This is a genomic window from Vibrio sp. B1REV9 (genome assembly GCF_905175395.2).
Taxonomy (GTDB): Bacteria; Pseudomonadota; Gammaproteobacteria; order Enterobacterales; family Vibrionaceae; genus Vibrio; species Vibrio alfacsensis.
Genome location: NZ_HG992746.1, coordinates 113,722 through 140,511 on the forward strand (window position 1 = coordinate 113,722; position 26,790 = coordinate 140,511).

The window sequence follows — 26,790 nt, forward strand, 5'->3', positions numbered from 1 at the left end:
TAAAATTATGATCGCTTCAGTTTTTTTGAAATTAGTCTCAACCTTTTGTTTGTTGGGCTTTAAGTGAGTATCTATGAGCGTCGATATTTATAAATTTGACGAATCCATTCTTGGGAGTGATAGTCCCGACCCCTTGCGTTTTGCATTCGTGAAAAAGCATTCTGCACACGCAGGGGGAAGTAGCATGCCCGTTCCTCCGCCACAGCAAAGTGCTATTTTGTCGAGGATTACGTTTGAAACGGCAACAAGTAAGAAGCGTTGTCTTTATATTCACGTTCCTTTTTGTCGCGTGCGTTGTACGTTCTGTAACTTTTTCCAAAATGCGGCCAGTCGAACACTCGTTGATGAGTACTTTTCAGCATTAATGAAAGAGCTAAAAGAAAAAGCGGCACTGCCTTGGACACAAAGTGGCATTTTTCATGCGGTTTACATTGGTGGTGGTACGCCAACTGATCTATCTCCGGAACAGGTTAGGACGTTAGGGCAAGCCATTCACGACTATTTTCCGTTGGCTGCGGATTGCGAAATTACCCTTGAGGGTCGTATCAATCGATTTTCTGATGAGCTGTATTTAGGTGCGCTAGATGGTGGCTTTAACCGTTTTTCGTTTGGTGTACAAAGTTTTAATACTCAAGTTCGTCGCAGTGCAAAGCGCCTTGATGATCGTGAAGATGTATTAAAGCGTGTATCAGAACTGGCAAAAGAAGACAAAATTCCAGTCATCATCGATTTACTCTATGGCCTGCCTTATCAAACCAAAGATGTACTACAACAAGATCTCACCGATTTCATGTCTACCGGGGCTCACGGATTAGACCTTTATCAGCTTGTGGTTGGCGGTAGCGCTCCAATGTTGAATTTGGTTGAAAAAGGCAAGATACCTCCACCAGCGACAACCCCTGAAAAAGCAGGAATGTACGAGCTAGGGGCTAAGTTTATGGCTGACCATCATATGAAACAGCTTAGTGTTAATCACTGGGCAATCGATAACCGAGAACGCAGTCTGTATAACAGCTTAGCGAAAACCTATGCGGAGGTATTACCTGTAGGTTGTGGGGCCGGTGGCAATATCGGTGGTTACGGCATGATGCAACGCAGAACCTTAGCAACCTATATGAATGCGGTGAATGAGGGGCAAAGCACCATTGCCATGATGATGAAGCAAAGCCCACTAGAACCGCTCTTTGCTTCGCTTAAATCCGGTTTCGACCGAGGCGTTATCCAAGCAAGTAAACTGCCAGTGTTTATGGGGGAGGATACGTTTAACTTCCTTATGCCACTATTTAAAGTTTGGCATGACAAAGGCTTAGTGGAACTGCAAGAACGTAGCCTTGTGCTGACGCTAGCAGGCAGTTTCTGGGCTGTGTCTTTGGCTCAAGCTTGTATTCAAGTGCTGACATCAGAAATGAACATTGCGGTGCCTCAGGCATCTAATCACTAGTCTGAAAAAATAATCATTAATTAAAAAGAAATGGAAACAATAATGGAATCAATTAAACAACAGGTTGAAACCCTACTAGAGCAAGAACCTCAATTACTGCCAGCTGCAATGGCGGAGCGTCTTGGTGTGTCAGAATTTGATGTCGTGGCTGTGCTACCAAAAGATATGGTGGCCGTTGCCGCAGGCGAGCATGCTCAAAGTATTCTTGAAGGGTTGGTTGGTTTTGGCCCTGTCACTACCATTGTTCATTCTTTTGGCTCAATTTTTGAAGTTAAGGCCCCATTTCCAAAAGGCAAGATGGCACGTGGTTACTACAATTTAATGGGGAAAGAAGGCGAGCTTCATGGGCATCTTAAGTTAGACAATATTAAGAATATTGCTTTAGTCAGTAAGCCGTTTATGGGGCGTGAGAGTCATTACTTTGGTTTCTTCTCTGAATGCGGTAGCAATGTTTTTAAAATTTACTTAGGACGAAGTGAAAAACGCGAATTGATCGAAGAGCAAGTTACGGCATTTCGTGCAATGCAAGCTGAGTTTAACAAGTAGTTTGAGCGGCTAGCACTATTTAAAAAGTAAGACTTAAAAGAGTACGACGCTACGATTAACAGTGAATGCGTAGCGTCGATTTCTCGAAGAATAACCGAGTAAAAACTCGGAGTTACATAACAAGTCATTAATATAAGTAAAGCGAAAGATAAGCAAAGTTAGGTATCAAAATGGATCAGCAAGTAAAGCAAGAACGTTTACAAGGTCGTTTAGGGCCAGAGATTAAGGAATTTCGTCAAGAGCGTCGTACGCTTCAATTGGCGACAGTCAGTGCAGATGGACGTCCTAATGTGAGTTACGCGCCATACGTACAAAACCAAGAGGGTTATTTCGTTCTTATTTCGCAAATCGCACGTCATGCTCGTAATTTACTAGAAAACCCAAATGTTTCTTTAATGATGATCGAAGATGAAGATACGTCTAAACAGTTATTTGCACGTAAACGTCTGACGTTTGATGCAGTAGCGACGGTTGTTGAGCGCGATACGGAAATGTGGCAACAAGTTGTTGGGCAAATGAAAGAGCGTTTCGGTGAAATCATTGATGGCTTAAGCCAATTAGAAGACTTTGTCTTGTTTAACTTACAGGCAGAGCAAGGCTTATTTGTGAAAGGCTTTGGTCAAGCATACCAAGTATCAGGCGATGACTTAGTGGATTTCGTTCACCTTCAAGAAGGTCACAAGAAAATCGAAAACGCTTAATCGTGAATTGATTTCTAAAATGACGAAAGGGAGTTAGGTTATACTGACTCCCTTTTTTATTAGAACAAAAAGCACAGAGAATCAGCATGAGACCAGTAAGTAAGGAACTAGGCGAAATTTGTTATCCATTCATTTATGAAGACAGTCCAGTGTGTGATTTCGAGATCACCGCCGATGAGCTATGCAGTCGCATTGGTCTTGTGTTATCGATGGAGTTGGATGATTTTAGTCGTGATATCCTCACTCGAATGCAGCCGAATGTGTATCACGTGAATGGCTCTATACGAGGTAAATTAGCCATTACAGAGAGCGAATTGGATGAGCTTAAAGCTGATTACGAAGTCATTAAGGCGAAACTGGACGGCGGTTTTAAAGGCTTCGTGTTGCCGGGAGGACACCCAACTTCGAGTCAATTGCATTTATGTCGCTGCCAAGCAAAAAAGGTAGTACGTGCCCTTGTTGCGGTTGAGCACTCAGGTAAAAAACAACCGGCTCCGATTTTGTTCCGATACGCAAACTTGCTTGCTAATGTGCTCTACAGTTTAGCTTCTTACATTAATCACATTTATCAAGTTGAAGAAACCGAATTTGTCTCCCGCAGCTACTCGATGCCAGCTAAGGTTGATGCCAAGTAAGGGAAAACCAAGTAAGTCATCGATCACATCACTAAGACGCAGATCACTAAGAGGTCATTGCGTTAGCTTCGAGCTCTTTAGCACCGCGGAGCATGGCTTCAATCAGTTCTCCGGCGTTAAACTTTTCTAATGCTTCGTGAGCGCCCACTTGGTGCGCACGATCGACACATATCTCACTAGAGAGAGAGGTATGAAGAATACGATAAGAATGGTTTAGCGCTGTGTTGTTTTGCACTTCAAACGCCAGTTCGTATCCATCCAAGCCCGGCATTTCTATATCGCTGACAAGTAAATCGACTGGGTGATGTTCTTCGGCATTTTGCTTCATTAGGTCCAAAGCATCTGAACCATTTTTACAAATTTGGTATGGGATATTAATGCTGTCTAGTGCATCACAGAGTTGTTTTCGAGCAATAGAAGAATCGTCCACTAAAAGAATATTCAGCGCTTTTAGACGCTCACGTTCAATGTCTGTCAGCATCGGTATTTTGGTGTTTTCATATTGCGGATAGATTTTGGAAAGCAGCAATTCGACATCCAGCATTTGAACAATCTTTTCTTCATAGCGAGTAATGCCCGTGACAAAGATGTTATGCCCAGCGCTTGCTGGTGGTGTCTCAATAGATTTCCAGTCACATTCGATGATTTTTTCAATACTTCGTACCATGAATGCTACTACCGTGCGCAAACAATCTGTCACGATCAAATAGCAATTCTTATATTCACTTTCTTGAATAGGACGAAATCCAATCGCTGCAGCCATATCAATGACGGGAACAGTGAGGTCACGAATGGTGACGGTACCGATAACATGATGATGAGAATAAGGAATCTTAGTGGTTGGTAAGTAAGGTACAATCTCACGGACTTTGAGTGTTCCAATGGCAAAGTTTTGTTGTAACGTGAGTTTAAATACCAACATACCCTGCGATTGGTTCGCTTTGCTTGCGACTTTTGCCATGAAGATTACCTTATCAATATCACTGATTTATGCCACTAATCTAATCTTATAAGGCGAGCGCTTCAACCGTTGTGCGTGGAAAAGTGAGCTTTTTAATAAATATTGCGGCTTAGGATCGTCAAGGTGTTGTGATATATCCCAAGGTGCCGTGTTATACCCCGAGGATCTGTGTTATATCCAAGTAACCTCAAGATGCTAGGTTCTTCGGGAATGACTTGGTTTGAAAGCAAGGCGACCATTTGAAGATCACGTCATGTGCAAGAAAATACTGGCGATATTAGGTTGTTTCGGTACACTTGCGCTACCAGAATAGTGAGAGACAAACACATGGCAAATACCGCAGCCGCTTTGCATATTCTTGTAAAGCATAAAGAACAAGCTGAAGACATCATTTCGCAACTTAAGAAAGGCGCGAAGTTCCAGACATTGGCAAAGAAATATTCAACTTGTCCATCTGGTAAACGTGGGGGCGACCTAGGTGAGTTTCGCCGCGGTCAAATGGTGCCACAGTTCGATAAAGTTTGTTTTTCTGGCGAAGTACTTACTCCGCATTTAGTGAAAACCAAGTTTGGTTGGCACGTAGTAAAAGTGCTGTACCGCACTTAGTCTTGTGGTACTGAATTGATACCGAATTAGCCCCAAATAGCGCGTTCATCGCGCTATTTTTGTATCTTCTTTCCTTTCTTTTTTCCATTCTCATCATACTTTACCCACCGTCCTGATATTTCTAGCTTGTCCGCTGTGTACCAAATGTGATTTGCGCGGCAGTTTTATTTTCTTAAATATTTGTTACATATCGATTTAATACGGTCAATCTCCTAGTCAGCGCGCCAGTTTCAAAACAAGGTGCTTGCTTAGGGATGACGTTCTATTTTTAGATATTTATAATTATAACAAAGACTTGTGCTTAATTGATGGGTTAATATAGTGGCAATATGATAAAGGAATATCGCTATTTCTTGGCATCCACCAATGAGATGACTGAGCTACGCCTTGGCTTTCCCCCTAGTAGAAAAGTACAAAGGGGTGAGGGCGATATGCCAATAGTTCTTATAATTCGAAGTATTGAATTTACTCACCGTAGAGTTAAGAAATAGTGAGTGAACGCGACTAGGAGAGAAACATGAGTAGTCTACAGGAATTGCAATCAACGGGTGCAAACGTGATTTTGCATGCGTTTGATTGGAAGTATGCTGACATTGCTCAACGCGCAGCGGAGATTAGCGAGCTTGGTTATGGCTCGGTATTGGTTTCACCACCAATGAAGAGCGCGCAAGATGATCGCTGGTGGCAGCGCTATCAGCCACAAGATTATCGAGTCATTGAAAATGCGCTCGGTAATACCATCGATTTTAGGAATATGGTCGAAGCTCTCGCCCAAGTTGGCGTATTGGTTTATGCCGATGTGGTATTCAACCATATGGCGAATGAAGCGCACCTTAGACGAGATTTACAATACCCACGTCAAGACGTCATGGACGCATACCAAGCACAAGCTGCAAAGTATCAAGATCTTCTTTTATTCGGTGATTTATCAAAGCCTCTATTTGATGAAAATGATTTTGCCGAGCCGTTTGGTATTAAAGATTGGAAAGACAAATGGGAAGTGCAAAATGGTCGAATTACCGGAGGACCTAAAGATCCTGGTTTACCGACTTTACGAGTTTGCCCCAATGTGATTGAGCAGCAACGAGCGTACCTAAATGCACTAAAAGCACTGGGCGTAAAAGGGTTTCGAATTGATGCTGCAAAGCACATGACGCTTGAGCATTTAAAGCAAGTATGGACGGATGAAATTACTCGAGATGTGCATATATTTGGAGAGATTATTACCGATGGCGGCGCAACGGTAGAAGAGTATGAACTCTTTCTTGAGCCATATCTGAAAGAGACGCGCTTGGGAGCTTACGATTTCCCACTGTTCTCAACCATATTCAAAGCGTTCTCAAAGAGAGGCAGCTTTAAATCGTTGATTGACCCTTATTGTTTTGGTCAGGCGCTATCTAATGGTCGTGCAATCACATTTGCTATTACTCATGATATTCCCAATAACGATGTGTTTCTCGATTTGGTCATGGATGAGGAAAGTGAGTGGTTGGCTTACGCATATATTCTTGGACGCGACGGTGGGGTACCGTTAATTTATACCGACCTAGATACAAGTGGTATAAAAGGTAAAGAGGGTAAGCCAAGATGGAAAAATGCGTGGAAAGACGAGCGCATGGCGAAGATGATTGCTTTCCATAATTTGGTGCATGGTGAGCCAATGACGGTGCTTGAGGGTAACGATGATATGCTGGCACTTCAACGAGGCGATAAAGGGATTTTAGTATTGAATAAATCGTCCCGTGCTCAATCGTTATCGTTGAAACTCGCTCAGACCTATGTTGACTTGATATCTGGCATTAAAATGTCCTCAGATGAGGAGGTGAAAATTCCCGCCAAGTCAGCGATGCTGCTTGTCACTCAATAAATATTTACCACCGGTAACTAAGGTCTACTTAATATTCTATAGAAGTGCGTGTTCAACGTTGTGCCCGCGCTTCTCTTTCTACTTTTCTATTTCATTCGCTGAGATTTCAGTAAATCTATCACTTGCGTCGAGGGAAAATACTAAGCTGTTTGGAGGAGACAGGGTGTGAGTGAGCTCATAGATAGGCGACTTTTCTTCGCATCTTGTGTTAACGTTAGTCGCCTGCTTCTACAGAAGCGGGTCATTTTTTCAGAGACTTAGCATCTATCGCAACCCGCGTCCTTTTGGTGATAATCCGTCACACGCCCTTGCTGATCAAAAGAGAAGTGACAGCATTCTTCGAATAGTTTCTTTAGCTCAGTTCGACTTTTTTGAACACGCGATTTCAGCGTGGAATAACTCAGCGCTTTTTCTTCTGCTAGCTTCTTTTGGCTCATACCATCGAGTTCAACTAATGCTAGTAATTCAGCTTGCTCTTCAGGCAACGCTCGTAGGAAAGGCGTAATGCATTTTGACAGTTCTTGTTTCAGGTTCGCTTCTTGGCTTTCAAACCAAAGATCGTCAGCAATGAGGTGATTATCTCGTTGGTTTCGCGCACGTTTGCGGTAGAAATCGATAATGGTGTTATTGGCGATCTGGAACAGCCAAGACTTAACACTTGAATCATCTTGAATCGCCTTAAGATTTTGATATGTCTTAAGTAAGATTTCTTGTTTCAAGTCGTCAATGTCATCTTCATTACTCACTTTAGAGCGTAAGAACGCGCAGATTGCGTGCTCGTATTCGTTCCAAATAGCTTCTAAATTAGCATTTTTCATTGATGCAGCACTCATCGCGCAAAAAGCCGATCACTGTATCTAGGCATTCAAATTCCGCAACGCAGAACAGAGTGCGACCTTCGCGACGTTGGCTAATTAAGCCTGCAGATGCAAGGCTAGAGATATGATGAGAAAGCGTAGAGCCAGGAATACCGAGCTTATCTTGAACTCCGCCGACTGCGATGCCTTGGTAACCAGCTTTAACCACTTCTTTATAGATACATAAGCGAGTAGGGTGCCCTAGCTCTTTCAACGCTTTTGCTACTGCTTCGAGTTCCATGCTGACCTCTAAAATGAATGACGGTAAGTTTATTTCGATATTAGTGAAAATATCACCGAATAGCAAATAACATATTTTCTATATCTAACTTACTGATAAATATTGCTTTTAAATATATTTCGATAAGTATCGAAACATAATAGTTGACGCGATGTTTTTTACTTCTATAATTCGAGAAAAATGGAAATGAAGAAAGGCTTCGTTTTGCAAATTTACAGTTACTGATGAGAGATCAGTAGGAGAAATAATATGAACCCAGAAATTATGACCATGGCTAAAGAAGCGCTTGATATGTTTGCGTTTCTAGCAACAGAGCTCATCATACTGTTCTTAGCTATCAGCTATATTGTTGGTGTGTTGCAAGACTTTCTTACGCCAGAAAAAATCCAATCAATCCTAAGTTCGAAAAAAGGTAAAGGTTATTTTATCGCGGCGCTATTAGGTTCGATTACACCATTTTGTTCATGTTCAACCATTCCTTTCCTAAAAGGTTTGCTTCGTGCGAGAGCCGGTTTTGGCCCGATGATGGTGTTCCTATTTGCAAGTCCATTGCTTAACCCAGTGATCATCGGCTTGTTTGTGGTGACCTTTGGTTGGCAAGTAGCAGTGTTCTACTTTGCTATCGCGATGACGGTGTCAGTAGTTGCGGGATATGTACTTGAAAAACTTGGTTTTGAACGTTATGTAAAACCAGAGGCATATGAAGCGGCTGGCGCATCATCATGTGGTACCTCTTGTGGTGACTCAAGTAATAAAAAAGCTGAAGAAAAGCCAACGTCGAGCTGTGGCACTAGTTCGTGTGGTGAACCAGTAGTAGCGAAAATATCTTGTTGTGAGCCTGCGCCACTAGTTGCGAAAACCTCAGCGGCCAAAACCTCTTGTTGTGGTGATAGCGCACCAAAAGCAGAGCCTAAAGTGGAAGTATCTTGTTGTTCATCTGACGGTGCAGCAACGGCGACAATCGTAGAAGAAAAACAACCAAGCCGTTGGATGCGTATTTGGCACTCAACTTGGAAAGATTTTAAACAAGTGTTCCCTTACCTAATGATGGGTATTGCGATTGGTTCATTCATCTACGGCTTCATCCCAACAGACTTGATTGCAGAGTATGCAGGTGAAGCGAAGTGGTACGCGATCCCAGTAGCAGCAATCATTGGTATTCCATTGTACATTCGTGCTGAAGCTGTAATTCCACTAAGTGCAGCGTTAGTACAAAAGGGGATGGCGTTAGGCTCAGTAATGGCGTTGATCATTGGTAGTGCGGGTGCAAGTCTTACAGAAGTGATTTTGCTTAAATCTATCTTTAAGAACCAAATGATTGCAGCATTTCTATTCGTGATTCTAAGTATGGCGATGGCGGCAGGTTACCTATACACCTTTATCTTCGCTTAGTAAAATGAAGTAATTATTGAAACAGAAACACCCAAGCCGAGGCTTGGGTGTTTTTTTATTGGCAGTTGAATTAACCAAGATCAATCTTCATCGTAATTTAATCTAAGTGTCAAAATGCCTCATCTACAATTTTAAAAGATAGTGAGCTAATGGAGCTAGAAGATCGAGGAGGCCGCCATGATTACCGTGCATCGAGAATACAGTTTACAGAATTGTTTGGGACTACACGCGAATGTAGAGATAAACCCTGTTGGTAAGCTAGACGTTAATATTGTGGAATTAGACGAGCATCATTCTACCGACTTTTGTGACTTATCTTTTGAAAGCCATGGTGGTGCGACTCGTGTTTGCGGTAAAGAGGGAACCGCACCATGGCAAGTAAACTTAGCCAGAAAAGACGCTTTAGAATTGTCACATCTTGTTGATGAGGCAAATGAAGAATATGAGATTCTAATGAGCGACTTAATGTAATAACTGGCTTGATGAAATTAGAGTCTGCGCTTGCTTTGATTAGAAAAAACCTCCCGAGTGGGAGGTTTTAGGTTTTTATTGTGGTTTTTCGCTACATGGATGTAGCTCTTGAACGTTTTCCTCGCTGAAGTCATCCGCGTAACCTTTTGGCGGTGGCGTCCAACCTCGTTCTGAGCGAGAGAGCTTGTCGTGACGATCTTTTTGCATTTCTTCGGCCATTTTCTCTTCGAGATGGATAAAGAGCTGACGGAAATTATTGTCATATCGTTCTCCCTCAGAGTCGTCTTCCCACGCCTCATAGAGCATGTCCGACTTACGAGCTTCAACTCGCTTGTAAGTGCCTTTTTGTTGTTCCACAAAGAATGGGTGAATACCCAATGACTTCATCACGTGTCCGCCCATTTCGAGTGCAGAATGATAGGTTTCGGATTCGATAATGTCTGCACCTGCTTGACGCAGTAAATAGCCATGGCCGCGGTCGAAAGCCCTAGCAATGATGGTGACTTGCGGATAAGTGTGCTTAACATATTTCACAAGTTCGACACTGGCTTCTTGGTTGTCGATTGCCACAACAATTGCAGCGGCATGCTCTATACCTGCGGTGTGGAGCATATCAGGACGAGTTGCATCACCAAAATAAGCACGTGTACCAATTTGGCGCATATTATCAACTTGGGTGGTTTGGTGGTCTAATACAACGGTTTTGACGCCGTTAGACACCAACAGACGATTGACGATTTGTCCGAACCGGCCGATACCGGCAATGATCACCGTTCCTTGTTCTTCAATGGTGTCACTTTCACGTTCATTCGACTCACTCTCATAGCGAGGGAGAATCACCTTATCGAATAGAATGAATAACCCTGGTGTTAGGAACATTGATATCGCTACAACCAGTGCAAGCGTTTGTGATATTTCAAATGGAATGACGTGGTTTTGCACAGAGAAGCTTAATAGTACGAAGCCAAATTCCCCTGCTTGCGCCAAACTGAGGGTGAACAACCAACGATTACTGCCTTTCACTCGGAAAATGAACGCAAGGATGAACAAAATAGTGGCTTTTAGCAGCATTACACCCAGTGTAAGGCCAATAATTAAGAAGAAATCATTGAACAGAACTGTGAAGTCGATACCCGCCCCAACGGTGATAAAAAACAGACCAAGTAGTAAGCCTTTGAACGGCTCAATATTCGATTCTAACTCATGACGAAACTCACTGTTTGCCAATACGACGCCCGCTAAGAATGTTCCTAACGCAGGAGACAAGCCAACTAAGCTCATGAGTGCAGCGATGCCGATCACGAGCATTAAGGCCGTTGCAGTAAAGATTTCACGTAAGCCAGAACTTGCTACATAACGGAATAGAGGTCGGCTTAGGAAGTGACCGCCAACAACGACAATGGCAATGGAAGCTGTAATGACAATCCCGTATGCCCAGCCGGGTAGACCTGCCACTAAGCTTAATTCTTCGTGGTGTTCTGCTGCGGATTGAGCCGCAGACTGCGCTTGTGCAACGAGTTCAGGTAGCGCTAGCAGGGGTATAAATGCGAGCATTGGAATGACGGCAATGTCTTGGAATAGCAACACTGAAAAGGCATTTTGACCGCCCTCAGTTCTGGTTAACCCTTTTTCGCTAAATGTTTGCAGAACAATTGCCGTTGATGATAATGCGAAGATCAAACCAATGGCCAAAGCAATGGTCCATGGTTGTCCGAAGTAGAGCGCAATGCCCATTATCAATGCCGCCGTTCCTCCAACTTGGAGACCGCCAAGGCCCATTAAGCGGTTACGCATTGCCCATAGCATTTTAGGTTCTAGCTCTAATCCGACGAGGAACAGCATCATGACAACGCCAAACTCGGCAAAGTGTTGAATTGTTGTTGTCTCTTCTCCGACTAAACCGATGATTGGTCCAATAACCACACCTGCGATCAGATAGCCAAGTACCGAACCTAGCCCTAAACGTTTGGCCAATGGGACTGCGATTACGGCCGCAATCAGGTAAATAAAGGCTTGCAAGAATATTCCGGTCATAACACGTCCTTTATCAGTTGTGGCAATGCACTGTTTAGCTTAATTAAAGAAGCTGCGGCATTGAGGTCGAGTTTATCTTCCACCAATGCGGTGAGTAGACCTTTGTAGCGCTCAATATGGTGTGAAATCCGGTCTTCCTCCAGTGCGGTACGAGAACCAAATAATGCAAAGGGCGCAATGTAATGCATGCCTGTTAGGGCTGACATTTGTTCTATCGGGGCGAGCAGTTCACGAATGGTGAAGTGATTATAACCCTCGGCTTTATACGCTTCTTCTTTGCCGCCTGCGGAGAGCACGCACAGCATAGTCTTGCCATGAAGCTCGGTCCCGTTGGAGCCGTAGGCAAAGCCGTACTCCAACACAAGATCTTGCCACTCTTTTAAAATCGCGGGCGTTGAATACCAGTACAACGGAAATTGGAAAATGATGACATCATGGTCGCGCAGACGTTGTTGTTCTTGATCGATGTTAATGCTGAAGTTTGGATACTCAGCATAGAGGTCAACACACGTGACACCCTCAATGGCTTGGGCGGCTTTAAAAAGGGGAGCATTGACTTCAGATCGATGCTGTGAAGGATGAGCAAAGAGAATCAGTACTTTTTTATTTATCATAGGAATCCTTGCTAAGCGTCAAAATCACTTTTTAGTATAAGAATGAAAGACTTCTGCTATCTGTAACAAACTGTAACCCAAAAGAGACGTCCTATCTACTCTAGCGGCGATATGATCAAGCCAATATAGATGAATCTAGCGCAAAGATTTGAAATAGAAAGATTGAAATGTATACACATCTATTCTTATGCTGACTAATAACCTCTAGTTATTAGCGAGTGAGCATGGCAAAAGATCTCTTCTCTACCCTCGATTTAAACTTGTTAAGGACATTTATTATTCTTCATCAAGAACGAAACATGCGCCGTGCTTCTGAGCGTTTGTTTGTGTCGCAACCTGCGGTAAGTAAAGCGCTGCAAAGGCTGCGGGATCACTTCGAAGATGAGTTGTTCGTAAAAACGCATCATGGTTTGCGAGCGACGGAATATGCCAATGAGTTGGCGGAGGGCTTAGCTCCTTTACTTAATGAAATATCAATTACAATTAATGGTTCTAAAGATTTTGACCCTAAAGAGTTAGATGGGACGCTAAAAGTGGCTTTGGCTCCTTTTATTCTTAGCTCTTACGCGAGCGAGATATTTCAAGCAATCAGATCGCAAGCACCAAACGTTCAAATACACTTCTTAAATTGGTCGCGCTCTACGATGGAGGAGATCATCAAAGGAGAAGTCACGTTAGGTGTAAATTATGAAATTAATCATGGTCCAAAAGAGCTATTAACCAAATTAATTGCTCAAGATACGTTCTGTGCGTATGTAAGAAAAGATCATCCATTAAAAGGTAATCGTCTGAGAATTAATGACTGTCACGATCTTGAATTCGCTACCATCATTGCTTCGGACTGGAACTCCAATATTTCTTTCTCAGAAAAACTGATGAAAATTAAAGGTGTTGAGCCAAAAATTGGGTTTCGATCTGAGCTTCCATCTGCAATTGTGGATGTCGTTGCGAATTCAGACATGGTTTTTCCTGCATCAAAAACGGTTAATGAAAAGAAACTGTCGCAACTACGTCGGCTTGATATTGAGTATGATGGTTTGGTCGTCGAGCCTTGTTTGCATGCTTATTATCACCATAAGAATCGACGTAACGAAACCGTACATTGGTTACGTAAAATTATTACCGACATCATCGTCTCAAATTTAGAGAAAAGAGATTTACCGGAGTGAATTTCAAAGATTGCAATGCTTACAAGGTAAGTCATTCCTCAAGGCGTCGGGTATAAGGTGACTTAGTTGTACTCGATATTGGGTCATATTCGATACTAACGCTTGGGTTCAATAATAACCCCTGGTTATCGAGTCAAACACCGTGATTCATTAATAACCCGCTGTTAATGGCGGGTTTCTTATAGGCGATTAGAGCCAGAACGCACCATTCCATATACTTCTCTTCATCGGGTAGGGACTCCTCCGAATCTGCAAGAAGCAGCCCTGAATTTCGACAAATTAAGAGAGTAAATCATGAAAGCTAAATTATTGAGCACCATCATCGCCGCGTCTTTTCTTGCAGGTTGTTCATCATCAGGTTCTTCTGACTCCCCAAGTGAACCTGCAGGTGTTGCATCTGTTCAAACTTTCCAAGGCGAAAACTTCGAAGGTATGGCGATTCAAGGTGATAACGGTGAGTACAACACTGTTGCGATTCGTGGCTCAGAGGGCAGAACGGTATTCAATGTCGGTGGTGAGTTATATTACACCGATGGTGATGTTGTCTTTAACAGCAAAAATGAGCCTGTTGGGAGTATTGAAGTAAGAAATAACGAACTCGTTTTCGTTTATGATAAAGGCATTATTCATCTTTCTGTTCAAGATGGACGCTTGATTGTTGAAGACATTCACCCTGCTGAAAAACCAGACCACCCTATTATGGAAGATCCTGAATATGATGGTGGTGTCGTTCCTACTTATGGTGATGTCATTGACCTTGGTGGTGCTTTACTGATTGTGGGTGACAACGGGACTAAAATGATCGTGAGTAAAGACGCTGATGATGTTGTGCATGTTGCCGTTGGAGACTCAGGTAATATGTATACCGTTACGGATGGTGCAATCAGCAATAGTGACGGTGAAGTTATCGGCCACGCATCAAAAGAGGGTGACAACTACATTGTTCGTCTAGACAACGGAACAGAAGTGGTATTTCGTAATGAAGATGGTCGCTTATTTGCCGGTGTAACGAATCGTCCGGATATTGGTCATCCTATAATGGGAGAACCAACATTGCCAATCGAGGGAGAGCCTGTCAATCCAATTGAACAGCCAGTGAACTTACCAGAAAATGGATTAACAAAAGAACAACGTGCGGAGCTAAAACAAAAAGTCCAATCTTTATCGCAAGAGCAACGTCAGCAAATAAAAAGAGCGATTCGTGACCGAGTAGAGCGTTCGTAAGGCAATCACATCGCGTAAAGCCTGTCTTATAAAGTGAGTTTTATAAAATAAGAGTTATAAAGCAATTCTTATAAAGCGAGTGTTATGAGACAAATGTTATAACCCTAAGTAGCAAGGAGCCGCTTGATTCAAGCGGCTCTTTTTTATTTTTACGTTCTCTCTAATAGGTTACACCATGAATAAATCCATGATGCTGTTATGCGTGCTTTTTGCGGCGCCGTGCTTTTCTGCTGACGATAAGATGCCAGAGTTTGGATTAGACGCGTCTCGCACTGATGATGAATGGATTGTTACTGCAAGTGGTTATTTACAAGCGACGGAAGAATGGAATATTTCTGCGGAAATTGACTCTACAGGCTATCTTGAGCTAGGGACCGGATACGGCATTATGCTCGGGCAGTTTTACACAGAAGCATTTGTAAGTTACGGACGTGCAGACTTATTCGATGTCTATGACGCGGGTGTATTTACGGGAACGGCATTAGGTGACGATTGGATGATTTACGCCAACAGTTCTCATGAATGGCGAAAGAGTGCGGTAGGTAAAGTGTTTCCTGCATTTGAAAGTACAGCAAGAGAGTGGAAAAACACAGTTGGGACGACGTACACACCGATGGACTTTGTCAGCCTTGGCTATGCTTATAACTATGATAAAAAATTGACTGAGGGAGGACATCGTACTAACCATGAGGTTCGTATTACATTAAAACCTAAGTGGGTTGAACCTTATGTGAAATACACCTTTGGTGAACATAGAGTATCGCCGGGTTCGACCAAGGTTAGTGAAGAAAATAGCGTTGAACTAGGCATTAACTTTAATTTTTAAGGTGAAAGCATGAACACACAACCAACGATGATTGAATATGTAATGGCGATTGTCGGCTTACTAATGACTGGAATTACCCTCTAAGTGACTCCTTAGAGGGTAGAGAGAATCAACGATTGATATTATAGCGAGCCATTGTCGCTTCTTCTGTGGTGACGACTGTTTTACCAATTGGCGCAAGGGAGATAACCGCTAGTTTCAGGTGTTGAAGTGCAAACGGAATACCGATGATGGTTACAAAACATGCCACGGCAGAAAGTACATGACCGATTGCCAACCAAATACCTGCAAACACAAACCAAATGACGTTACCAATCACACCCAATGGACTGGTGCCTATGTCCATCTCATTGGTTAATTCATCTCTAGAAATGGCTTCTTTACCGAATGGGAAGAACGAAAAGTTACCCATCACGAAACAAGCACGTCCCCATGGAATGCCGATGATACTGATAAAAGCTAGCAGTCCGAAAAACCACCATAACAATCCCATGAATACGCCACCGAATACAAACCAGATGATATTGCCTAGTGTTCTCATTTAAAAACCTTTTTGATTTATAGCTTGTGTTAAGTATGTCACATCAATCTTAACAGAGGATGAATGAATGCGGTTTATCTTAAATAAGAAATTATGTTTCATGAAAGGATAAAGGGGCTCATAAACAAAAAGGCTCCCAATGAAAAGCATTGAGAGCCAATACAGATTGAAATAGCGCGCGGAAGTTACGCTGTCGCCATGCTTAAGCGAGGCACTGGTTTATCGTTGATTGGTAAGTGGATCAGGGCTGCAATGAACGCTAATGCAACAGTCGACCACCAGATTGGCTCATATGAACCATAATAATCGTAGATTCGACCACCAGCCCATGCGCCTAGGAAGCTACCTACTTGGTGTGTAAAGAACACCAGTCCGTAAAGTGTTGATAAATAGCGTGCACCAAAGATTTGGCGAACCAAGCCGGATGTGAGAGGGACGGTACCTAACCAACAAAATCCGATTGCGCCACCGAAGATGGCTGCAGTGTGCTCTGTAACGGGTAACGTCACAAAAGCACCGATCACGACCGTACGCATTAAATACAGAGCAGACATGACATGACGCTTGTTAAAGCGATCACCCATTACACCCCAGAAATACGATCCGAAGATATTGAAAATGCCTACGTATGCCAGTGCCATCGCTGCAGTTGAAGCGGGTAAGTGCTTATCTGCCAAATAACTCGGTAAATGCGTGGCGATGAACATGACATGGAAACCACACACGAAAAAACCAGCATGAATGAGCCAATAACCTTTGTGTGAAAATGCTTCTTTTAGGGCTTCTTTTAGCGTCTGGTTATCTTCTTGAGTGCCCCCTGATGCGCCTGATTTTGGCTTAGCGGTTTTCATGAAGAGCGCAAATGCGACCATGAAGCTACATAATACAGCGAATGCTTGCATCGCGCCTTGCCAGCCAAAATCGTTCAATAACGTTTGTGCACCCGGGATCATTGCGAACATACCGAATGAACCCGCGGCCGTGGTTAAACCAAAGGCTTTTGCTGCGTGTTGTGCTGGCACGACTTTCGCAACTGCACCTAATACAATGACGTAGCTGGTGGCACTTAGCCCCAGACCAACAAGCACACCCAGAGATAAGTACAATATGCTTGGCTCAACCGCGATTGAGGTGAGGTATAACCCTAAAGCGTAAGAAATGGCTCCTAAAATGATAATACGCTTCGCACCCCAGCGGTCAGCAGCCATACCAATAAATGGTTGGAACACGCCAAACAACAAGTTTTGTAATGCGATAGCAAAACTAAAAAACTCGCGGCCAGTATGAAAGTAATCTGAAATGGGCATCATAAAAATGCCGAACGATTGTCTTATCCCTAGACAGATAATCAAAATCCCTATTCCTAGCCAAACGAGAACAGGAAATCGGAAAATACTCATAAATTGCTCTTATTAATGATGGTGGTGATGAGAATGATCTTGCTGTTCGCCGTCGCCTGTCGTTTGATGACAGCCACTATTCATGGCTTGTTCTGCCAACATTTCCAATAAGTTAGGCGAATTGTGAACAATAACTAATGACAAAATTAGCATGACAGACATTCTCAGCACCTGAGCGAAAATGGATTGAGAAAAAAGCATACATTGTGCGCTCAAATAGAAAAAAAGAGCGCGAAGTGTAGAGAGAAGTACACCATGAGGCAAATGATAAAATGTGAATCAAGGTATGCACATCATGCATACCTTGTTCAAAGATGAAAAAATGAACGACCGATTTAAAACGTAGGGGAGAGCACGGAGAGAATGCGGCAATCGCCTCTTGAATCGAATACAACCATGATCGCGCGTTCTTGTGTTGATATATTGCAAGAGGCAACCACTGTATCGGTTCCCGTCTCTATGAGCTCTACGGGAATATCTGAGGAGTTAACGTTTAAAATAATTTGATCGGAAAGTGTTCGTTTACTCAGGTTGAATGAACGTTGTGAACCGTCAACCCAAACATCAATATTACTACCTCCAGTTAATTGTCTTGCATCCATAACGAAAACAGAGACTTGTTGGCTGATAGGATTGATGGTGTCAGGCTTGTCTTGAAATACGAGCTGATAAATGTCACGACGAGCATCACCCAACGCAAAAATGATTTGTGGATTCGATGGAGTAATCGTTTTGGTTTTAGTTGAAAGTACCTGTTGAGAGTTAGTTTCAATCAAATCAAAAGTAACATCAAAGCTATTGGCTTTTTCTTGAATGAGCATGACACCGCTTTCTGATGAACCATATAGGGGAAGATTAGAATACAGAACTTCTTGTTTTTCTTTATATTTTGCGTTGACGCTTATATCGGACACGCCACTACTGCCTTGATCAACCAAATTAACCGTTTGAAAATTGAGGGCTCTCACTGAAACGCCTGAATCGGAAGAATCTCCACCACAACCAACGACTATTGCGGATAGGGAAAGCAGTGAGACTATCGACATCCACTTCATGTTCTTATCCTTATTGAATTAACTGAGCTCGTTACACAATGTGGCCTAAAACGATGAGTTCAGGTCACGTATGAGAACAGTATAGTGGATGTGAGGTAACTATCTTGGGGACAAATTTTCTATGTATTGCTAACGCACCTCAGTAAGCTGGTGGCTAGTGATATTTCATGCTTTCGATAAACAAAAATGCCTGACTCAAACAGGTGAGTCAGGCATTTTAGGGTGGTTACACTAAGATGTGCGACACGTCTTAAAAATGTCCAGCGTCCCGTCGTAGGCACTGGTTTCTACATCCATAATGCCCAATAGAGAGTGGAACACATTGTCGTGTGAATGCGTCGCACGCTTTTGTGCTTCTTGATTCAAGCAGTCGGTATTGATGTTTTTTGCTTGCTTGAAGCCTGGTGACATCCAAAGTATTAATGGCACACGTTTTTGGAAGTCTGGCGCTAGGCTATAAGGCATACCGTGTAGAAACATACCGTTTTCACCCAATGACTCGCCATGGTCTGAAATGTAAATAAGGGCGGTATTGTAACGATCTTCTAGTGATTTTAATTTTGCAATAGTTTCAGCCAGTACGAAGTCCGTGTAACGAATGGTATTGTCATAAGTGTTGACGATTTGTTCTACACTGCAGTTTTCGATGTCAGCTTGTTGGCAATCGGGTTGGAAATAAGCTTTATCTTTCGGGTAACGCTGGAAATATGTCGGTCCGTGGCTACCAATAAGGTGCATGGCAATCACTCGATTTCCTTGCATGTCTGAAACTTGCTGGTCAAAGTTCTTTAGCAAGGCCATATCGTAACAAGTTTGCCCGTCGCAAAGTGCATTGTGCTGCGTTCTGTCTATCTCGGTTTTCTTCACGTTGTGCGCGACATGTTTGTCACCGCCGTCATTGTCTTCCCAAACAATATCGACACCAGCGCGTTGCATGATATCAAGTGCGTTATCTTGGTTATCGGCCTGCTGACGATCAAAGTTGATGTGGGTTAGTTGGGAAAACATGCAAGGCACAGAAACGGCCGTAGCAGTGCCACAAGAGGCAACGTCTTGGAATGAAATGACGTCCAATTTGCTTGTGTACGGATTGGTTTCTCGGTTGTAACCGTTTAACTGATAGTTTTGACTGCGTGCGGTTTCACCAACAACGAATACTAAGAGTGTTGGTTTCTCTGCGGCCTGTACTTGTGCACTTTCGGATTGCTTAGCATCTACACCAATTTCACGGTACGGCTCTGGTGTGGTTAGGTAGTTCTCTTTTACATAACTTGCTGAGCTGTATACATATTGAGTGGGAATGATGATCTTTTTAAGGTAGCTGTTGTTCCGTCCAACTGATGCATAGTCTTGGTAGTAAAGCGCCGCGATGACCGCAATCACAATCAAAGAAATTAACATTGAGACTATTTTCGTCAAAATGAAGCGGAGCCAGTGTCCTTTTTGTGGTTGTAATTTCACTTTAAACACAAGCAGGGCAGGAATGACGCCCATAATCGCCGTCCACAAAAAGGAATAGGTGCTGAGGTATGAGCTAGCCTCGCTGGTGTCCGTTTCGATGATGTTGGCAATCATGTTGCTGTCGAACAAAGTGCCATAGTTATAGCTCGCATAGCTAACCATACTTGATGTGATCAGCAGTAAAATAAAGAAAGGTTTACTGAATAAGGGCCAGCTGAACAAGTTGAATAGAAAATTGAGCGCAGCAAAAAAGAAGATCGGAATGGTAATGATGAAACCAATTTTTACTTGTTCGAGAGACGAAAGGATGTGAACCAGCTCTTTATAGATAGGAACGTTTACTACAATCGCAAAATAAAGCGCTAAAAGAAGAGTAAAAGTAACGTATGAGATACCTTTAGTTGGAGAGTTTATTATTTTCATAAATGGCCGTCTGAAATAGAACTAAAACACAAAGCACAAACAGACAGAACAAGGATCCCTACCGGCTCTTATCTGAAAACAACGTAACACCGGAATCGCTTCATGCTTTAGGTGACACGCCCACGTTATAATCAAGCGAAAGCCTGTTTATCTTGGTTTTCAAATATGGCGTTACATCGCCAAAAGAAATGGGGAAGTTGACATTTCACACTCCCCGAAAAGAAAAGGCATTAAATTCAGAGATAGAATACGGTCTAGAGCGTGAAACAATTGTGAAATTTCCCCTAGTCTTAAATAAAAATCTTGCTCTGCATGAATAGCTTATGGTTAAGACTCAAGGTCGTAAACGGTGTAACCTTTTTTAGCAAGACATTGACGCAACACTAAAGATTGGGTTTTCGTGGAATCTGTCGCACCACCAAGCGCGCCAGCCCCTGCACCTACTGCGGTTCCGGCAACAGCTCCGACAGCTGCTCCACCGAGCCCATCTTCTAGTGCGCCCGCGACAGCGCCAACAAGAGCTCCAGTAACCGCGTTGTTTTGTGCGCCTACTTTTGCGGCTTCACCTTTATCGACTTTTTCTGCGTAGCCTTGGCAGTAGGCAAAGTCTTGTTCGTATTTTGCTTGGTCAACATTGGTCATATCCACAACGGGTTCTTGATTGTAGGCACAGGCTGCAAGTGTAGAAGAGAGGGCGATGAGAATAAGAGGTTTGTACATTTGAGCGTTCCATTGTTGCTGTGAAATTGTGGCTCAAATGTACGCTGTTTTATTATTAACCTCTGTCATTTAATTGTATTGAAATGTCGGTTTATGTAATGGCTTAGATTACCCCGATATAAGACTACTGAGAATCGAGATACTTGATGCTTACTGCGTTGCTAGCTAGGTAATGACGAATCTGCTTTCGGGAGGAAGATGGTAAAACATGCGCCACCTAGATGACTATGTGCAACCGACACTGAGCCTTTTTGTAATTCTGTGATTTGCCTTACGATAGCGAGGCCTAAGCCGAAACCACTGCTATTTTTATCACGAGCTTTGTGTGCACTATAAAAAGCATCGAACAAATGAGGCCAGTCTGTTTCATCAATGCCACAGCCATCATCATGAACGTCAATACACAAGAATTCACATTGCGCCCGTATTTTTAAAGTGATTTCGTGTTGGGCATAACGCATGGCGTTGCGCAGCAGATTATCTAGCGCTCTCTGTAGAAGTTTAGGATCGACGAGTATTGTCGTGTCGCTGATTTCCGACTTAAGCAAAGAAATGGTGATAGAGGTTTCTCGTTGCCACCTTGGTAGTAAAGACTGGATGAACGAATTTACACTGATCTGCGAGGGCTGAATTTCAGCATCCGGTTGCTCCATTTTTGCGTAATACAGCAGTTCATCCACCATATTTTCCATTTCATCAATATCTTCAACAATGCTCGTCACATACTTGTTCTGCTCTTTGCTGAGAGAGGTGTCGGCTAACAAATCAGCTTGCCATTGTAGGCGAAATATTGGCGTTCGAAGTTCATGGGCGACCGCATTGGTCAACATTCTGTTGCTAGTAATTAAGCGGGATACTTTTTCTGCCATTTCGTTAAAACGTTGATTCAATGAACCGACAGATTTGGTACTTGTCGTTTCAGCACGAGCTTGGAAGTTGCCAGAGGCGAAATCAATGGTCACTTTTTCTAGAGCACGAATACGTCTGCTCAAAAACCAAATTAATAGGACACAGTAGAGCGCGAAACCTGCGATAAAAAATACCCAAACAACGTTATCATCAAAGTGAATAGCTTGAATAATAGGGCTGTTAGGGTTCTCGCTCAGTTTAAAAACTGGTGAGTCCGGTTCAAAACGAAACCATAAGTTTCGGTCTTGATCAAAAGCAGTGTTTAGAGTGGGGGGCCCACCAAACACCATTCGTACCTCAGGAGGGAGATGCGTCATGTCTTGGGCGACCAACAGCATGTGACTAGACGTAGCTAATTTTTCAAGTTGTTTAACGGTATATTCTTCCCCTTTTTCTTGATAGATAGGGTAAATAAATTCGTGGAATGCTTGAGCTTCATGCTCTTCCAGAAGATAGTCGTAATCGGTATTTAATTGGTGAACGATCACTTCATAACCAATTAAGCTAGCAACAAATAGGATGATGAGACCTAAAAAGCTTTCGAGATAGATACGCTTCATTTTTGCTCCCATGCATCAGGGATAAATAAGTACCCTTTGCCGCGGATGGTGACGATTTTCTGCGGAGGCGTGGTTGTATCATCAAGTTTTTTACGCAGCGTTACAATCCGATTGTCGATGGTTCTATCCGTGCCGTCATAATCAATACCACGTAAGGTTTTTGTGAGCCACTCGCGAGAAAGGGGGTGTTCAGGATGGCTTGCGAGTATCCAAAGAAGATCAAATTCACCGTCAGTAAGTGACACGGACTTTTCATACAATGTGCAGGCTTTTCGAAGGCGGTTGAGCTTGAGTTCTCCGACTTTGAGCATATTTTCAGTCTCAGCCTCCATCGGTTGGCGGCGCAGTAACATCCGAATTCTCGCCAATAGCACTCGTGGTTTGATTGGCTTAGTGACAAAATCATCCGCCCCAATTTCTAACGCAGCAACGTGGTCAAAATCATCATCACTTGCAGTAAGCATCAGAACTTTGCCTTTATAACCCTCTCTAATCTGTCGACATACGCTGAGTCCATCTTGGCCCGGCAGCATTAAATCCAGCAGCACAAGCTCGGGTTGTGAAATGAGAATTGCGTCAGGTGCGTCCGTCCCATTATCAATACATGTGACTTGAAACCCTTGAGTAATAAAGTAATCACAGAGCATGCTGCGAAGTTTGAAGTCATCCTCAATGATAAAAAGAGAGGGCTTAGCATGATGTGTATTCATAGTAGAGACAGGACAGTTGAAAAGGTCACTGAAACTTATACAACTTTGTGTCGAATTTCAATCGACAGAAATAAGCACTTAGATTGAACGTGAGGGCCTGCGATAAGAATAATTGCGATAGGACACTTGTGATAAAAACAAATGTGCTAAAAACACTGACGATAAAACAATAGATAGAAAAAACCGATCACAGGATCGGTTTTTTGTTATTTGGTGAATAATTAAGGCTGCTGTTTTGTTGGAGCAAGCGCAATTTCACGAATACAAACGTTTTGAGGCTGTTGGTAAGCAAATACGACAGCGCGAGCGATATCATCTGCCGCAAGAACGCCACCCATATCTACTTTCCATGAATCGTAACCATCTTTGATGTCTTGAGATGTAGTGTGAGAAAGCAGTTCGGTTTCTACGGCACCCGGTGCGATAGTGGTAACACGAACATTAGAGGCTGCCACTTCTTCACGTACGTTTTCTGAGATAGCATGTACGGCGAATTTAGTCCCACAGTATGCTGCATGGTCAGGGAATGTTTTCTTACCAGCGATTGAACTGATGTTGATGATAGTACCGCTGTTGCGTGCTTTCATTGGCGCAAGAACCGATTGCATACCGTTTAGTAGACCAAGAACATTCACATCAAACATACGTTTCCACTCAGAAGCATCTTGAACGTCAATTTGACCAAGCAACATCACACCGGCATTGTTCACTAACGCGTCTGCGGGACCAAATTTATCTTCTGCTTTTGCGATAGCAGCTTCAAAAGAAGATTTGTCTGTTACGTCTACTTTCTCACATAGTGTGTTTGGTAAGTTTAATGCTTCCAAGCGTTCTACGCGGCGAGCCAGAAGAAGAAGAGGGTGACCTTCATCGCTTAAGCGACGAGCGATGGCTTCACCAATACCTGAGCTTGCACCAGTAATTACGATCAGTTTTTTCATCTTTTGTTTCCTTTTTATTCTTGCTTGAAAATAGCGTTGTTTGAGAGCAGTTGTCTCACTGCGATGGCGATATATTAAGGAAATGCCTTTTGTTGATATATATCACTTTAGGTAAAACACTGTTGTCACATGACAACAATGGCGTATCTAGTCGTGATACCTATCTGGTAATAACATGTTACTTGGCAATAATGTGTGAGTGCTCACTGTTCATAATCGTAGATGAAAAAAGGCGCATGAGTGCGCCTTGAGTTAAATCGATACCCTAAAAGAGAATTAGAGATGTTTAAGCAGATTGGGTTTGTGTACTTACTACGCTATTGTCGCTACCGAAATCATTTGGCACGTAAGCGTCTGCTTGTGGGTCGTTTTCCCATTCAACATCATCGAATAGGTAGCGAAACTGAATATTTTTTTCCTTTGGCAAGCGCGTTTTAAATTTAAACTGGCCACTTTTTTTGACGAGCTTCATTGGTTCTGGTTGCCAGTTGTTAAAATCGCCTGCAATTTGAATCGATTCCCACTGGTTTTTATCTAGCTCGAACGTGACTTCAACTTCATCTTTGGTTTTAAAAAATCTCTTTTTAAGCATTAAGGTTTCCTTGTTTGTACAAAAACTGATCTAACTATTACTCAGGTTTCATAGCAATTTCAAGTGTTATCGGGATTGTAGTCGGTATCGTATATTGAATTTTCTTTTTTGTGGGGGTAACGGGGCTGACTGGCTTGTGTGCAAAGTGGGATTATGTATGATGAGGGTTCACCATATTTTTAAGATGTTTTATGTTGAGTTTTAACCGTACATGGATGACGACGATGCTCTGCTTGTTAGCAATGTTGCTGACGAGTATGGCTTCAAGTGCGCGTGCCGCCGCCGTTCCAATTGAAAGTGGGTTAAATCACGATCTTCAATTCGCATTTCAAAAGCAGATATCTGTAGAGAATACAGACTGTGATGAATCCCATCACGCTGCTCATCAAGTTGATAAAGGGCAACAAGCCCACACCAGTTGTAGCTCCTCATGCATTGTCAAAATGCCAACGAATTTATCACAAGACGATTTGATGTTATTGCCACATCGGCTCGCCTTGATTGACAAGCTACCAACGCCAAAAGCGGTAGTGGTGATTTATCAGCCGTACCGTCCTCCAATTGTTTGATCTTTATATTCATCATCTGCCAGTTGTCTGGCAGCGTATTAACAAACTTCAACTCAGAATCATCTACGCCTTTCACAAATGAGCAATGTAGATTTTCTGATTCATCGTTGAGGCTTAACGAATGAATTTTGGCAATCAAATGCCTAAAAGGATCAAACATGAAAAAATTATTCGCATTTTGCAGCACACTGTTATTCGCATTTACCGCGCATGCAGCACAATTTGAACAAGGTAAGCACTACAAAGTACTGGATGTAGAGAAAGCCACTAAACCAACAGTGACTGAATACTTCTCTTTCTATTGCCCACATTGTTATAAGTTTGAAGCCGTCATTGATAACTTGAAACCTGCATTACCGAAGAATGCAAATTTTGAGAAAGTGCATGTTGCGTTTATGGGGAGTGATATGGCGGTACCAATGGCGAAGTCTTATGCGACCATGGTGTCTTTGGGCGTCGAGGAAAAAATGGTGCCAGCAATGTTCGCTCAAATTCATCAGAAACATCAAGCGCCTAAGAATGAAGCGGAATTAAAACAGATTTTTGTCGATAACGGCGTAGATGGGAAGAAGTTTGATGCGGCTTACAACAGTTTTGCGGTGAACTCGATGCAAAAGGGTTTTGATAAGCAGTTTAAACAAAGCACCCTAACTGGCGTTCCTGGGGTGGTTGTCAACAATAAGTACATCGTCCTACCAAATGAAATCCGTAGCTACGATGAATACAACGATCTTGTGAACTACTTGCTTACGCTTTAATTTGTAAAGTAAAAGTGGCGGCGATTTACGTCGCCACTTTTAAGCAATTAGGCATGAAAGGTGGGTTAGTTCATGCGAGTAATTTTTTGCAAATACCTTTATACAAATACCTTTATGCAAGTAGCACAAGCCCATGCATGAATACGACACCTGAGGTGAGCTTACCACGCATTAACTGATAGCCTTTTGGTTCCGCTTCTTTTTCTACTTTCCTGATAATTTTTTCCGCATACCACACCGCGATGTAGCCCGCCGCGAGAAGAACTGTGGCTACGACATAGTGTTGGTTTCCTTGAAGCAACGCTCCCCAAGCAAGTAACACAAACAGGTTACTCAAAATAAGCGCATTTCGACTAAGTCGATGATAGTAGTGGTCAATGGCATTTCCCCAAAGTACCCCGGATAGAAAGCTCAGAATCACAGCGCTGTAAGCGATAAAGAACTGCTGACCTGTTAGGTTGAATAAAGTCCTTTCAGAGAGAATTAGGATCAAACTAAATAAAAAAGGCAGCAGTCCTAAGTACCCCAATTGCAGCATGGTAGACCGTGTTGTTGTTGTCATTTTG

General features: G+C 42.8%; 29 protein-coding genes. 13 read left to right on the forward strand and 16 right to left on the reverse strand.

All coding sequences use genetic code 11. The features are described 5' to 3' along the window. The first annotated feature begins 73 nt into the window (after positions 1-73). From hutW to KHN78_RS14675, 4 genes are all read left to right on the forward strand, one after another. Complete coding sequence (gene hutW / locus KHN78_RS14660) at positions 74-1,441, forward strand: heme anaerobic degradation radical SAM methyltransferase ChuW/HutW (RefSeq protein ID WP_211916690.1); 1,368 nt, start codon at positions 74-76, stop codon at positions 1,439-1,441. 42 nt (positions 1,442-1,483) lie between these two features. Then, on the forward strand, positions 1,484-1,987 hold the full coding sequence (gene hutX / locus KHN78_RS14665; protein ID WP_211916692.1) for a heme utilization cystosolic carrier protein HutX: 504 nt from the start codon (positions 1,484-1,486) through the stop codon (positions 1,985-1,987). Positions 1,988-2,157: 170 nt separating this feature from the next. Beyond that, positions 2,158-2,688, forward strand: coding sequence for a heme utilization protein HutZ (gene hutZ, locus KHN78_RS14670; RefSeq protein ID WP_211916694.1), 531 nt, complete (start codon positions 2,158-2,160; stop codon positions 2,686-2,688). An 86-nt stretch (positions 2,689-2,774) separates the two neighbouring features. Further along, on the forward strand, positions 2,775-3,323 hold the full coding sequence (locus tag KHN78_RS14675; RefSeq protein WP_211916696.1) for an ATP:cob(I)alamin adenosyltransferase: 549 nt from the start codon (positions 2,775-2,777) through the stop codon (positions 3,321-3,323). A 46-nt stretch (positions 3,324-3,369) separates the two neighbouring features. Here KHN78_RS14675 and KHN78_RS14680 read toward each other — a convergent pair whose 3' ends face one another. Beyond that, on the reverse strand, positions 3,370-4,284 hold the full coding sequence (locus tag KHN78_RS14680; protein WP_211916698.1) for a chemotaxis protein: 915 nt from the start codon (positions 4,282-4,284) through the stop codon (positions 3,370-3,372). Positions 4,285-4,611: 327 nt separating this feature from the next. Between KHN78_RS14680 and ppiC the strand changes: the two genes are divergently transcribed. Beyond that, positions 4,612-4,890, forward strand: coding sequence for a peptidylprolyl isomerase PpiC (ppiC, locus tag KHN78_RS14685; protein ID WP_128813174.1), 279 nt, complete (start codon positions 4,612-4,614; stop codon positions 4,888-4,890). Positions 4,891-5,407: 517 nt separating this feature from the next. Further along, positions 5,408-6,757, forward strand: coding sequence for an alpha-amylase family protein (locus KHN78_RS14690; protein WP_211916700.1), 1,350 nt, complete (start codon positions 5,408-5,410; stop codon positions 6,755-6,757). Between the two features lie 257 nt (positions 6,758-7,014). Here the strand turns inward: KHN78_RS14690 and sigZ are convergent, their stop codons facing one another. Next, positions 7,015-7,575 carry an RNA polymerase sigma factor SigZ gene (gene sigZ, locus KHN78_RS14695; RefSeq protein ID WP_211916702.1) on the reverse strand — a complete coding sequence of 187 codons (561 nt, stop codon included), beginning with the start codon at positions 7,573-7,575 and terminating at the stop codon, positions 7,015-7,017. Further along, on the reverse strand, positions 7,562-7,855 hold the full coding sequence (locus KHN78_RS14700; RefSeq protein ID WP_211916704.1) for an ArsR/SmtB family transcription factor: 294 nt from the start codon (positions 7,853-7,855) through the stop codon (positions 7,562-7,564). Before KHN78_RS14700 ends, sigZ begins: the two co-directional genes overlap by 14 nt. 249 nt (positions 7,856-8,104) lie before the next feature. On the opposite strand from KHN78_RS14700, the gene KHN78_RS14705 reads away from it, so the two are divergent. Next, a complete protein-coding gene (locus tag KHN78_RS14705) occupies positions 8,105-9,247 on the forward strand; it encodes a permease (protein ID WP_211916706.1) in 1,143 nt (380 codons plus the stop codon). Positions 9,248-9,424: 177 nt separating this feature from the next. Then, entirely contained in the window at positions 9,425-9,718 is a 294-nt protein-coding gene (locus KHN78_RS14710; protein ID WP_211916708.1) for a hypothetical protein, read from the forward strand. Between the two features lie 75 nt (positions 9,719-9,793). Here KHN78_RS14710 and KHN78_RS14715 read toward each other — a convergent pair whose 3' ends face one another. Continuing rightward, positions 9,794-11,752 carry a monovalent cation:proton antiporter-2 (CPA2) family protein gene (locus KHN78_RS14715; protein WP_211916710.1) on the reverse strand — a complete coding sequence of 653 codons (1,959 nt, stop codon included), beginning with the start codon at positions 11,750-11,752 and terminating at the stop codon, positions 9,794-9,796. Then, positions 11,749-12,366, reverse strand: coding sequence for an NAD(P)H-dependent oxidoreductase (locus KHN78_RS14720; RefSeq protein ID WP_211916712.1), 618 nt, complete (start codon positions 12,364-12,366; stop codon positions 11,749-11,751). Before KHN78_RS14720 ends, KHN78_RS14715 begins: the two co-directional genes overlap by 4 nt. Positions 12,367-12,590: 224 nt before the next feature. Between KHN78_RS14720 and KHN78_RS14725 the strand changes: the two genes are divergently transcribed. The 3 genes from KHN78_RS14725 (at position 12,591) to KHN78_RS14735 (ending at position 15,585) form a co-directional block, all read left to right on the forward strand. Then, positions 12,591-13,535 (forward strand): LysR family transcriptional regulator, encoded by a 945-nt coding sequence (locus KHN78_RS14725; RefSeq protein ID WP_211916714.1) that lies wholly within the window; start codon positions 12,591-12,593, stop codon positions 13,533-13,535. Positions 13,536-13,829: 294 nt separating this feature from the next. Beyond that, positions 13,830-14,759: a hypothetical protein gene (locus tag KHN78_RS14730; RefSeq protein ID WP_211916716.1), complete on the forward strand. Its 930-nt coding sequence runs from the start codon at positions 13,830-13,832 to the stop codon at positions 14,757-14,759. A gap of 175 nt (positions 14,760-14,934) precedes the next feature. Beyond that, positions 14,935-15,585, forward strand: a complete 651-nt coding sequence (locus KHN78_RS14735) for a hypothetical protein (protein WP_211916718.1) — start codon at positions 14,935-14,937, stop codon at positions 15,583-15,585. Between the two features lie 109 nt (positions 15,586-15,694). Here KHN78_RS14735 and KHN78_RS14740 read toward each other — a convergent pair whose 3' ends face one another. The 10 genes from KHN78_RS14740 to KHN78_RS14785 all read right to left on the reverse strand — a co-directional run bounded on the left by KHN78_RS14740 (position 15,695) and on the right by KHN78_RS14785 (position 24,897). Further along, positions 15,695-16,126, reverse strand: a complete 432-nt coding sequence (locus KHN78_RS14740) for a YccF domain-containing protein (protein ID WP_211916720.1) — start codon at positions 16,124-16,126, stop codon at positions 15,695-15,697. 185 nt (positions 16,127-16,311) lie between these two features. Then, entirely contained in the window at positions 16,312-17,526 is a 1,215-nt protein-coding gene (locus tag KHN78_RS14745) for an MFS transporter (RefSeq protein WP_211916722.1), read from the reverse strand. A gap of 12 nt (positions 17,527-17,538) precedes the next feature. Further along, on the reverse strand, positions 17,539-17,688 hold the full coding sequence (locus KHN78_RS14750) for a hypothetical protein (RefSeq protein WP_211916724.1): 150 nt from the start codon (positions 17,686-17,688) through the stop codon (positions 17,539-17,541). A gap of 173 nt (positions 17,689-17,861) precedes the next feature. Continuing rightward, positions 17,862-18,581 (reverse strand): hypothetical protein, encoded by a 720-nt coding sequence (locus KHN78_RS14755; RefSeq protein WP_211916726.1) that lies wholly within the window; start codon positions 18,579-18,581, stop codon positions 17,862-17,864. A gap of 231 nt (positions 18,582-18,812) precedes the next feature. Beyond that, positions 18,813-20,465, reverse strand: coding sequence for a phosphoethanolamine transferase (locus KHN78_RS14760; protein ID WP_211916728.1), 1,653 nt, complete (start codon positions 20,463-20,465; stop codon positions 18,813-18,815). Positions 20,466-20,792: 327 nt separating this feature from the next. Further along, positions 20,793-21,185: a glycine zipper family protein gene (locus KHN78_RS14765; protein WP_211916730.1), complete on the reverse strand. Its 393-nt coding sequence runs from the start codon at positions 21,183-21,185 to the stop codon at positions 20,793-20,795. A 161-nt stretch (positions 21,186-21,346) separates the two neighbouring features. Then, the gene (locus tag KHN78_RS14770; RefSeq protein WP_211916733.1) at positions 21,347-22,654 is read right to left on the reverse strand and encodes an ATP-binding protein; all 1,308 of its coding nucleotides are present in this window, start codon (positions 22,652-22,654) and stop codon (positions 21,347-21,349) included. Beyond that, entirely contained in the window at positions 22,651-23,364 is a 714-nt protein-coding gene (locus KHN78_RS14775; RefSeq protein ID WP_211916735.1) for a response regulator transcription factor, read from the reverse strand. The genes KHN78_RS14770 and KHN78_RS14775 overlap by 4 nt, the downstream gene beginning before the upstream one ends. A 221-nt stretch (positions 23,365-23,585) precedes the next feature. After that, positions 23,586-24,305, reverse strand: a complete 720-nt coding sequence (locus KHN78_RS14780; protein WP_211916737.1) for an SDR family oxidoreductase — start codon at positions 24,303-24,305, stop codon at positions 23,586-23,588. Positions 24,306-24,591: 286 nt separating this feature from the next. Further along, complete coding sequence (locus KHN78_RS14785; RefSeq protein ID WP_211916739.1) at positions 24,592-24,897, reverse strand: isoamylase early set domain-containing protein; 306 nt, start codon at positions 24,895-24,897, stop codon at positions 24,592-24,594. A gap of 191 nt (positions 24,898-25,088) precedes the next feature. Between KHN78_RS14785 and KHN78_RS14790 the strand changes: the two genes are divergently transcribed. Together KHN78_RS14790 and KHN78_RS14795 are read left to right on the forward strand one after the other, a co-directional pair. After that, on the forward strand, positions 25,089-25,466 hold the full coding sequence (locus tag KHN78_RS14790; RefSeq protein ID WP_211916741.1) for a hypothetical protein: 378 nt from the start codon (positions 25,089-25,091) through the stop codon (positions 25,464-25,466). A gap of 158 nt (positions 25,467-25,624) precedes the next feature. Beyond that, positions 25,625-26,224: a thiol:disulfide interchange protein DsbA/DsbL gene (locus KHN78_RS14795; protein WP_211916743.1), complete on the forward strand. Its 600-nt coding sequence runs from the start codon at positions 25,625-25,627 to the stop codon at positions 26,222-26,224. A 112-nt stretch (positions 26,225-26,336) separates the two neighbouring features. Here KHN78_RS14795 and KHN78_RS14800 read toward each other — a convergent pair whose 3' ends face one another. Next, positions 26,337-26,786 carry a DUF3429 domain-containing protein gene (locus KHN78_RS14800; RefSeq protein ID WP_211916745.1) on the reverse strand — a complete coding sequence of 150 codons (450 nt, stop codon included), beginning with the start codon at positions 26,784-26,786 and terminating at the stop codon, positions 26,337-26,339. Positions 26,787-26,790: the final 4 nt, after the last annotated feature.

Coding starts and splice junctions, on each gene's coding strand:
- KHN78_RS14725 (WP_211916714.1), top strand. CDS start 12,591: ATGGCAAAAGATCTCTTCTCTACCCTCGATTTAAACTTGTTAAGGACA.
- KHN78_RS14795 (WP_211916743.1), top strand. CDS start 25,625: ATGAAAAAATTATTCGCATTTTGCAGCACACTGTTATTCGCATTTACC.
- KHN78_RS14680 (WP_211916698.1), bottom strand. CDS start 4,284: ATGGCAAAAGTCGCAAGCAAAGCGAACCAATCGCAGGGTATGTTGGTA.
- KHN78_RS14800 (WP_211916745.1), bottom strand. CDS start 26,786: ATGACAACAACAACACGGTCTACCATGCTGCAATTGGGGTACTTAGGA.
- KHN78_RS14720 (WP_211916712.1), bottom strand. CDS start 12,366: ATGATAAATAAAAAAGTACTGATTCTCTTTGCTCATCCTTCACAGCAT.
- KHN78_RS14690 (WP_211916700.1), top strand. CDS start 5,408: ATGAGTAGTCTACAGGAATTGCAATCAACGGGTGCAAACGTGATTTTG.
- KHN78_RS14705 (WP_211916706.1), top strand. CDS start 8,105: ATGAACCCAGAAATTATGACCATGGCTAAAGAAGCGCTTGATATGTTT.
- KHN78_RS14745 (WP_211916722.1), bottom strand. CDS start 17,526: ATGAGTATTTTCCGATTTCCTGTTCTCGTTTGGCTAGGAATAGGGATT.
- KHN78_RS14780 (WP_211916737.1), bottom strand. CDS start 24,305: ATGAAAAAACTGATCGTAATTACTGGTGCAAGCTCAGGTATTGGTGAA.
- KHN78_RS14730 (WP_211916716.1), top strand. CDS start 13,830: ATGAAAGCTAAATTATTGAGCACCATCATCGCCGCGTCTTTTCTTGCA.
- ppiC (WP_128813174.1), top strand. CDS start 4,612: ATGGCAAATACCGCAGCCGCTTTGCATATTCTTGTAAAGCATAAAGAA.
- KHN78_RS14765 (WP_211916730.1), bottom strand. CDS start 21,185: ATGTACAAACCTCTTATTCTCATCGCCCTCTCTTCTACACTTGCAGCC.
- KHN78_RS14790 (WP_211916741.1), top strand. CDS start 25,089: ATGTTGAGTTTTAACCGTACATGGATGACGACGATGCTCTGCTTGTTA.
- KHN78_RS14740 (WP_211916720.1), bottom strand. CDS start 16,126: ATGAGAACACTAGGCAATATCATCTGGTTTGTATTCGGTGGCGTATTC.
- KHN78_RS14700 (WP_211916704.1), bottom strand. CDS start 7,855: ATGGAACTCGAAGCAGTAGCAAAAGCGTTGAAAGAGCTAGGGCACCCT.
- KHN78_RS14775 (WP_211916735.1), bottom strand. CDS start 23,364: ATGAATACACATCATGCTAAGCCCTCTCTTTTTATCATTGAGGATGAC.
- hutW (WP_211916690.1), top strand. CDS start 74: ATGAGCGTCGATATTTATAAATTTGACGAATCCATTCTTGGGAGTGAT.
- KHN78_RS14750 (WP_211916724.1), bottom strand. CDS start 17,688: ATGTCTGTCATGCTAATTTTGTCATTAGTTATTGTTCACAATTCGCCT.
- sigZ (WP_211916702.1), bottom strand. CDS start 7,575: ATGAAAAATGCTAATTTAGAAGCTATTTGGAACGAATACGAGCACGCA.
- KHN78_RS14715 (WP_211916710.1), bottom strand. CDS start 11,752: ATGACCGGAATATTCTTGCAAGCCTTTATTTACCTGATTGCGGCCGTA.
- KHN78_RS14755 (WP_211916726.1), bottom strand. CDS start 18,581: ATGAAGTGGATGTCGATAGTCTCACTGCTTTCCCTATCCGCAATAGTC.
- KHN78_RS14735 (WP_211916718.1), top strand. CDS start 14,935: ATGAATAAATCCATGATGCTGTTATGCGTGCTTTTTGCGGCGCCGTGC.
- hutZ (WP_211916694.1), top strand. CDS start 2,158: ATGGATCAGCAAGTAAAGCAAGAACGTTTACAAGGTCGTTTAGGGCCA.
- hutX (WP_211916692.1), top strand. CDS start 1,484: ATGGAATCAATTAAACAACAGGTTGAAACCCTACTAGAGCAAGAACCT.
- KHN78_RS14770 (WP_211916733.1), bottom strand. CDS start 22,654: ATGAAGCGTATCTATCTCGAAAGCTTTTTAGGTCTCATCATCCTATTT.
- KHN78_RS14710 (WP_211916708.1), top strand. CDS start 9,425: ATGATTACCGTGCATCGAGAATACAGTTTACAGAATTGTTTGGGACTA.
- KHN78_RS14785 (WP_211916739.1), bottom strand. CDS start 24,897: ATGCTTAAAAAGAGATTTTTTAAAACCAAAGATGAAGTTGAAGTCACG.
- KHN78_RS14675 (WP_211916696.1), top strand. CDS start 2,775: ATGAGACCAGTAAGTAAGGAACTAGGCGAAATTTGTTATCCATTCATT.
- KHN78_RS14760 (WP_211916728.1), bottom strand. CDS start 20,465: ATGAAAATAATAAACTCTCCAACTAAAGGTATCTCATACGTTACTTTT.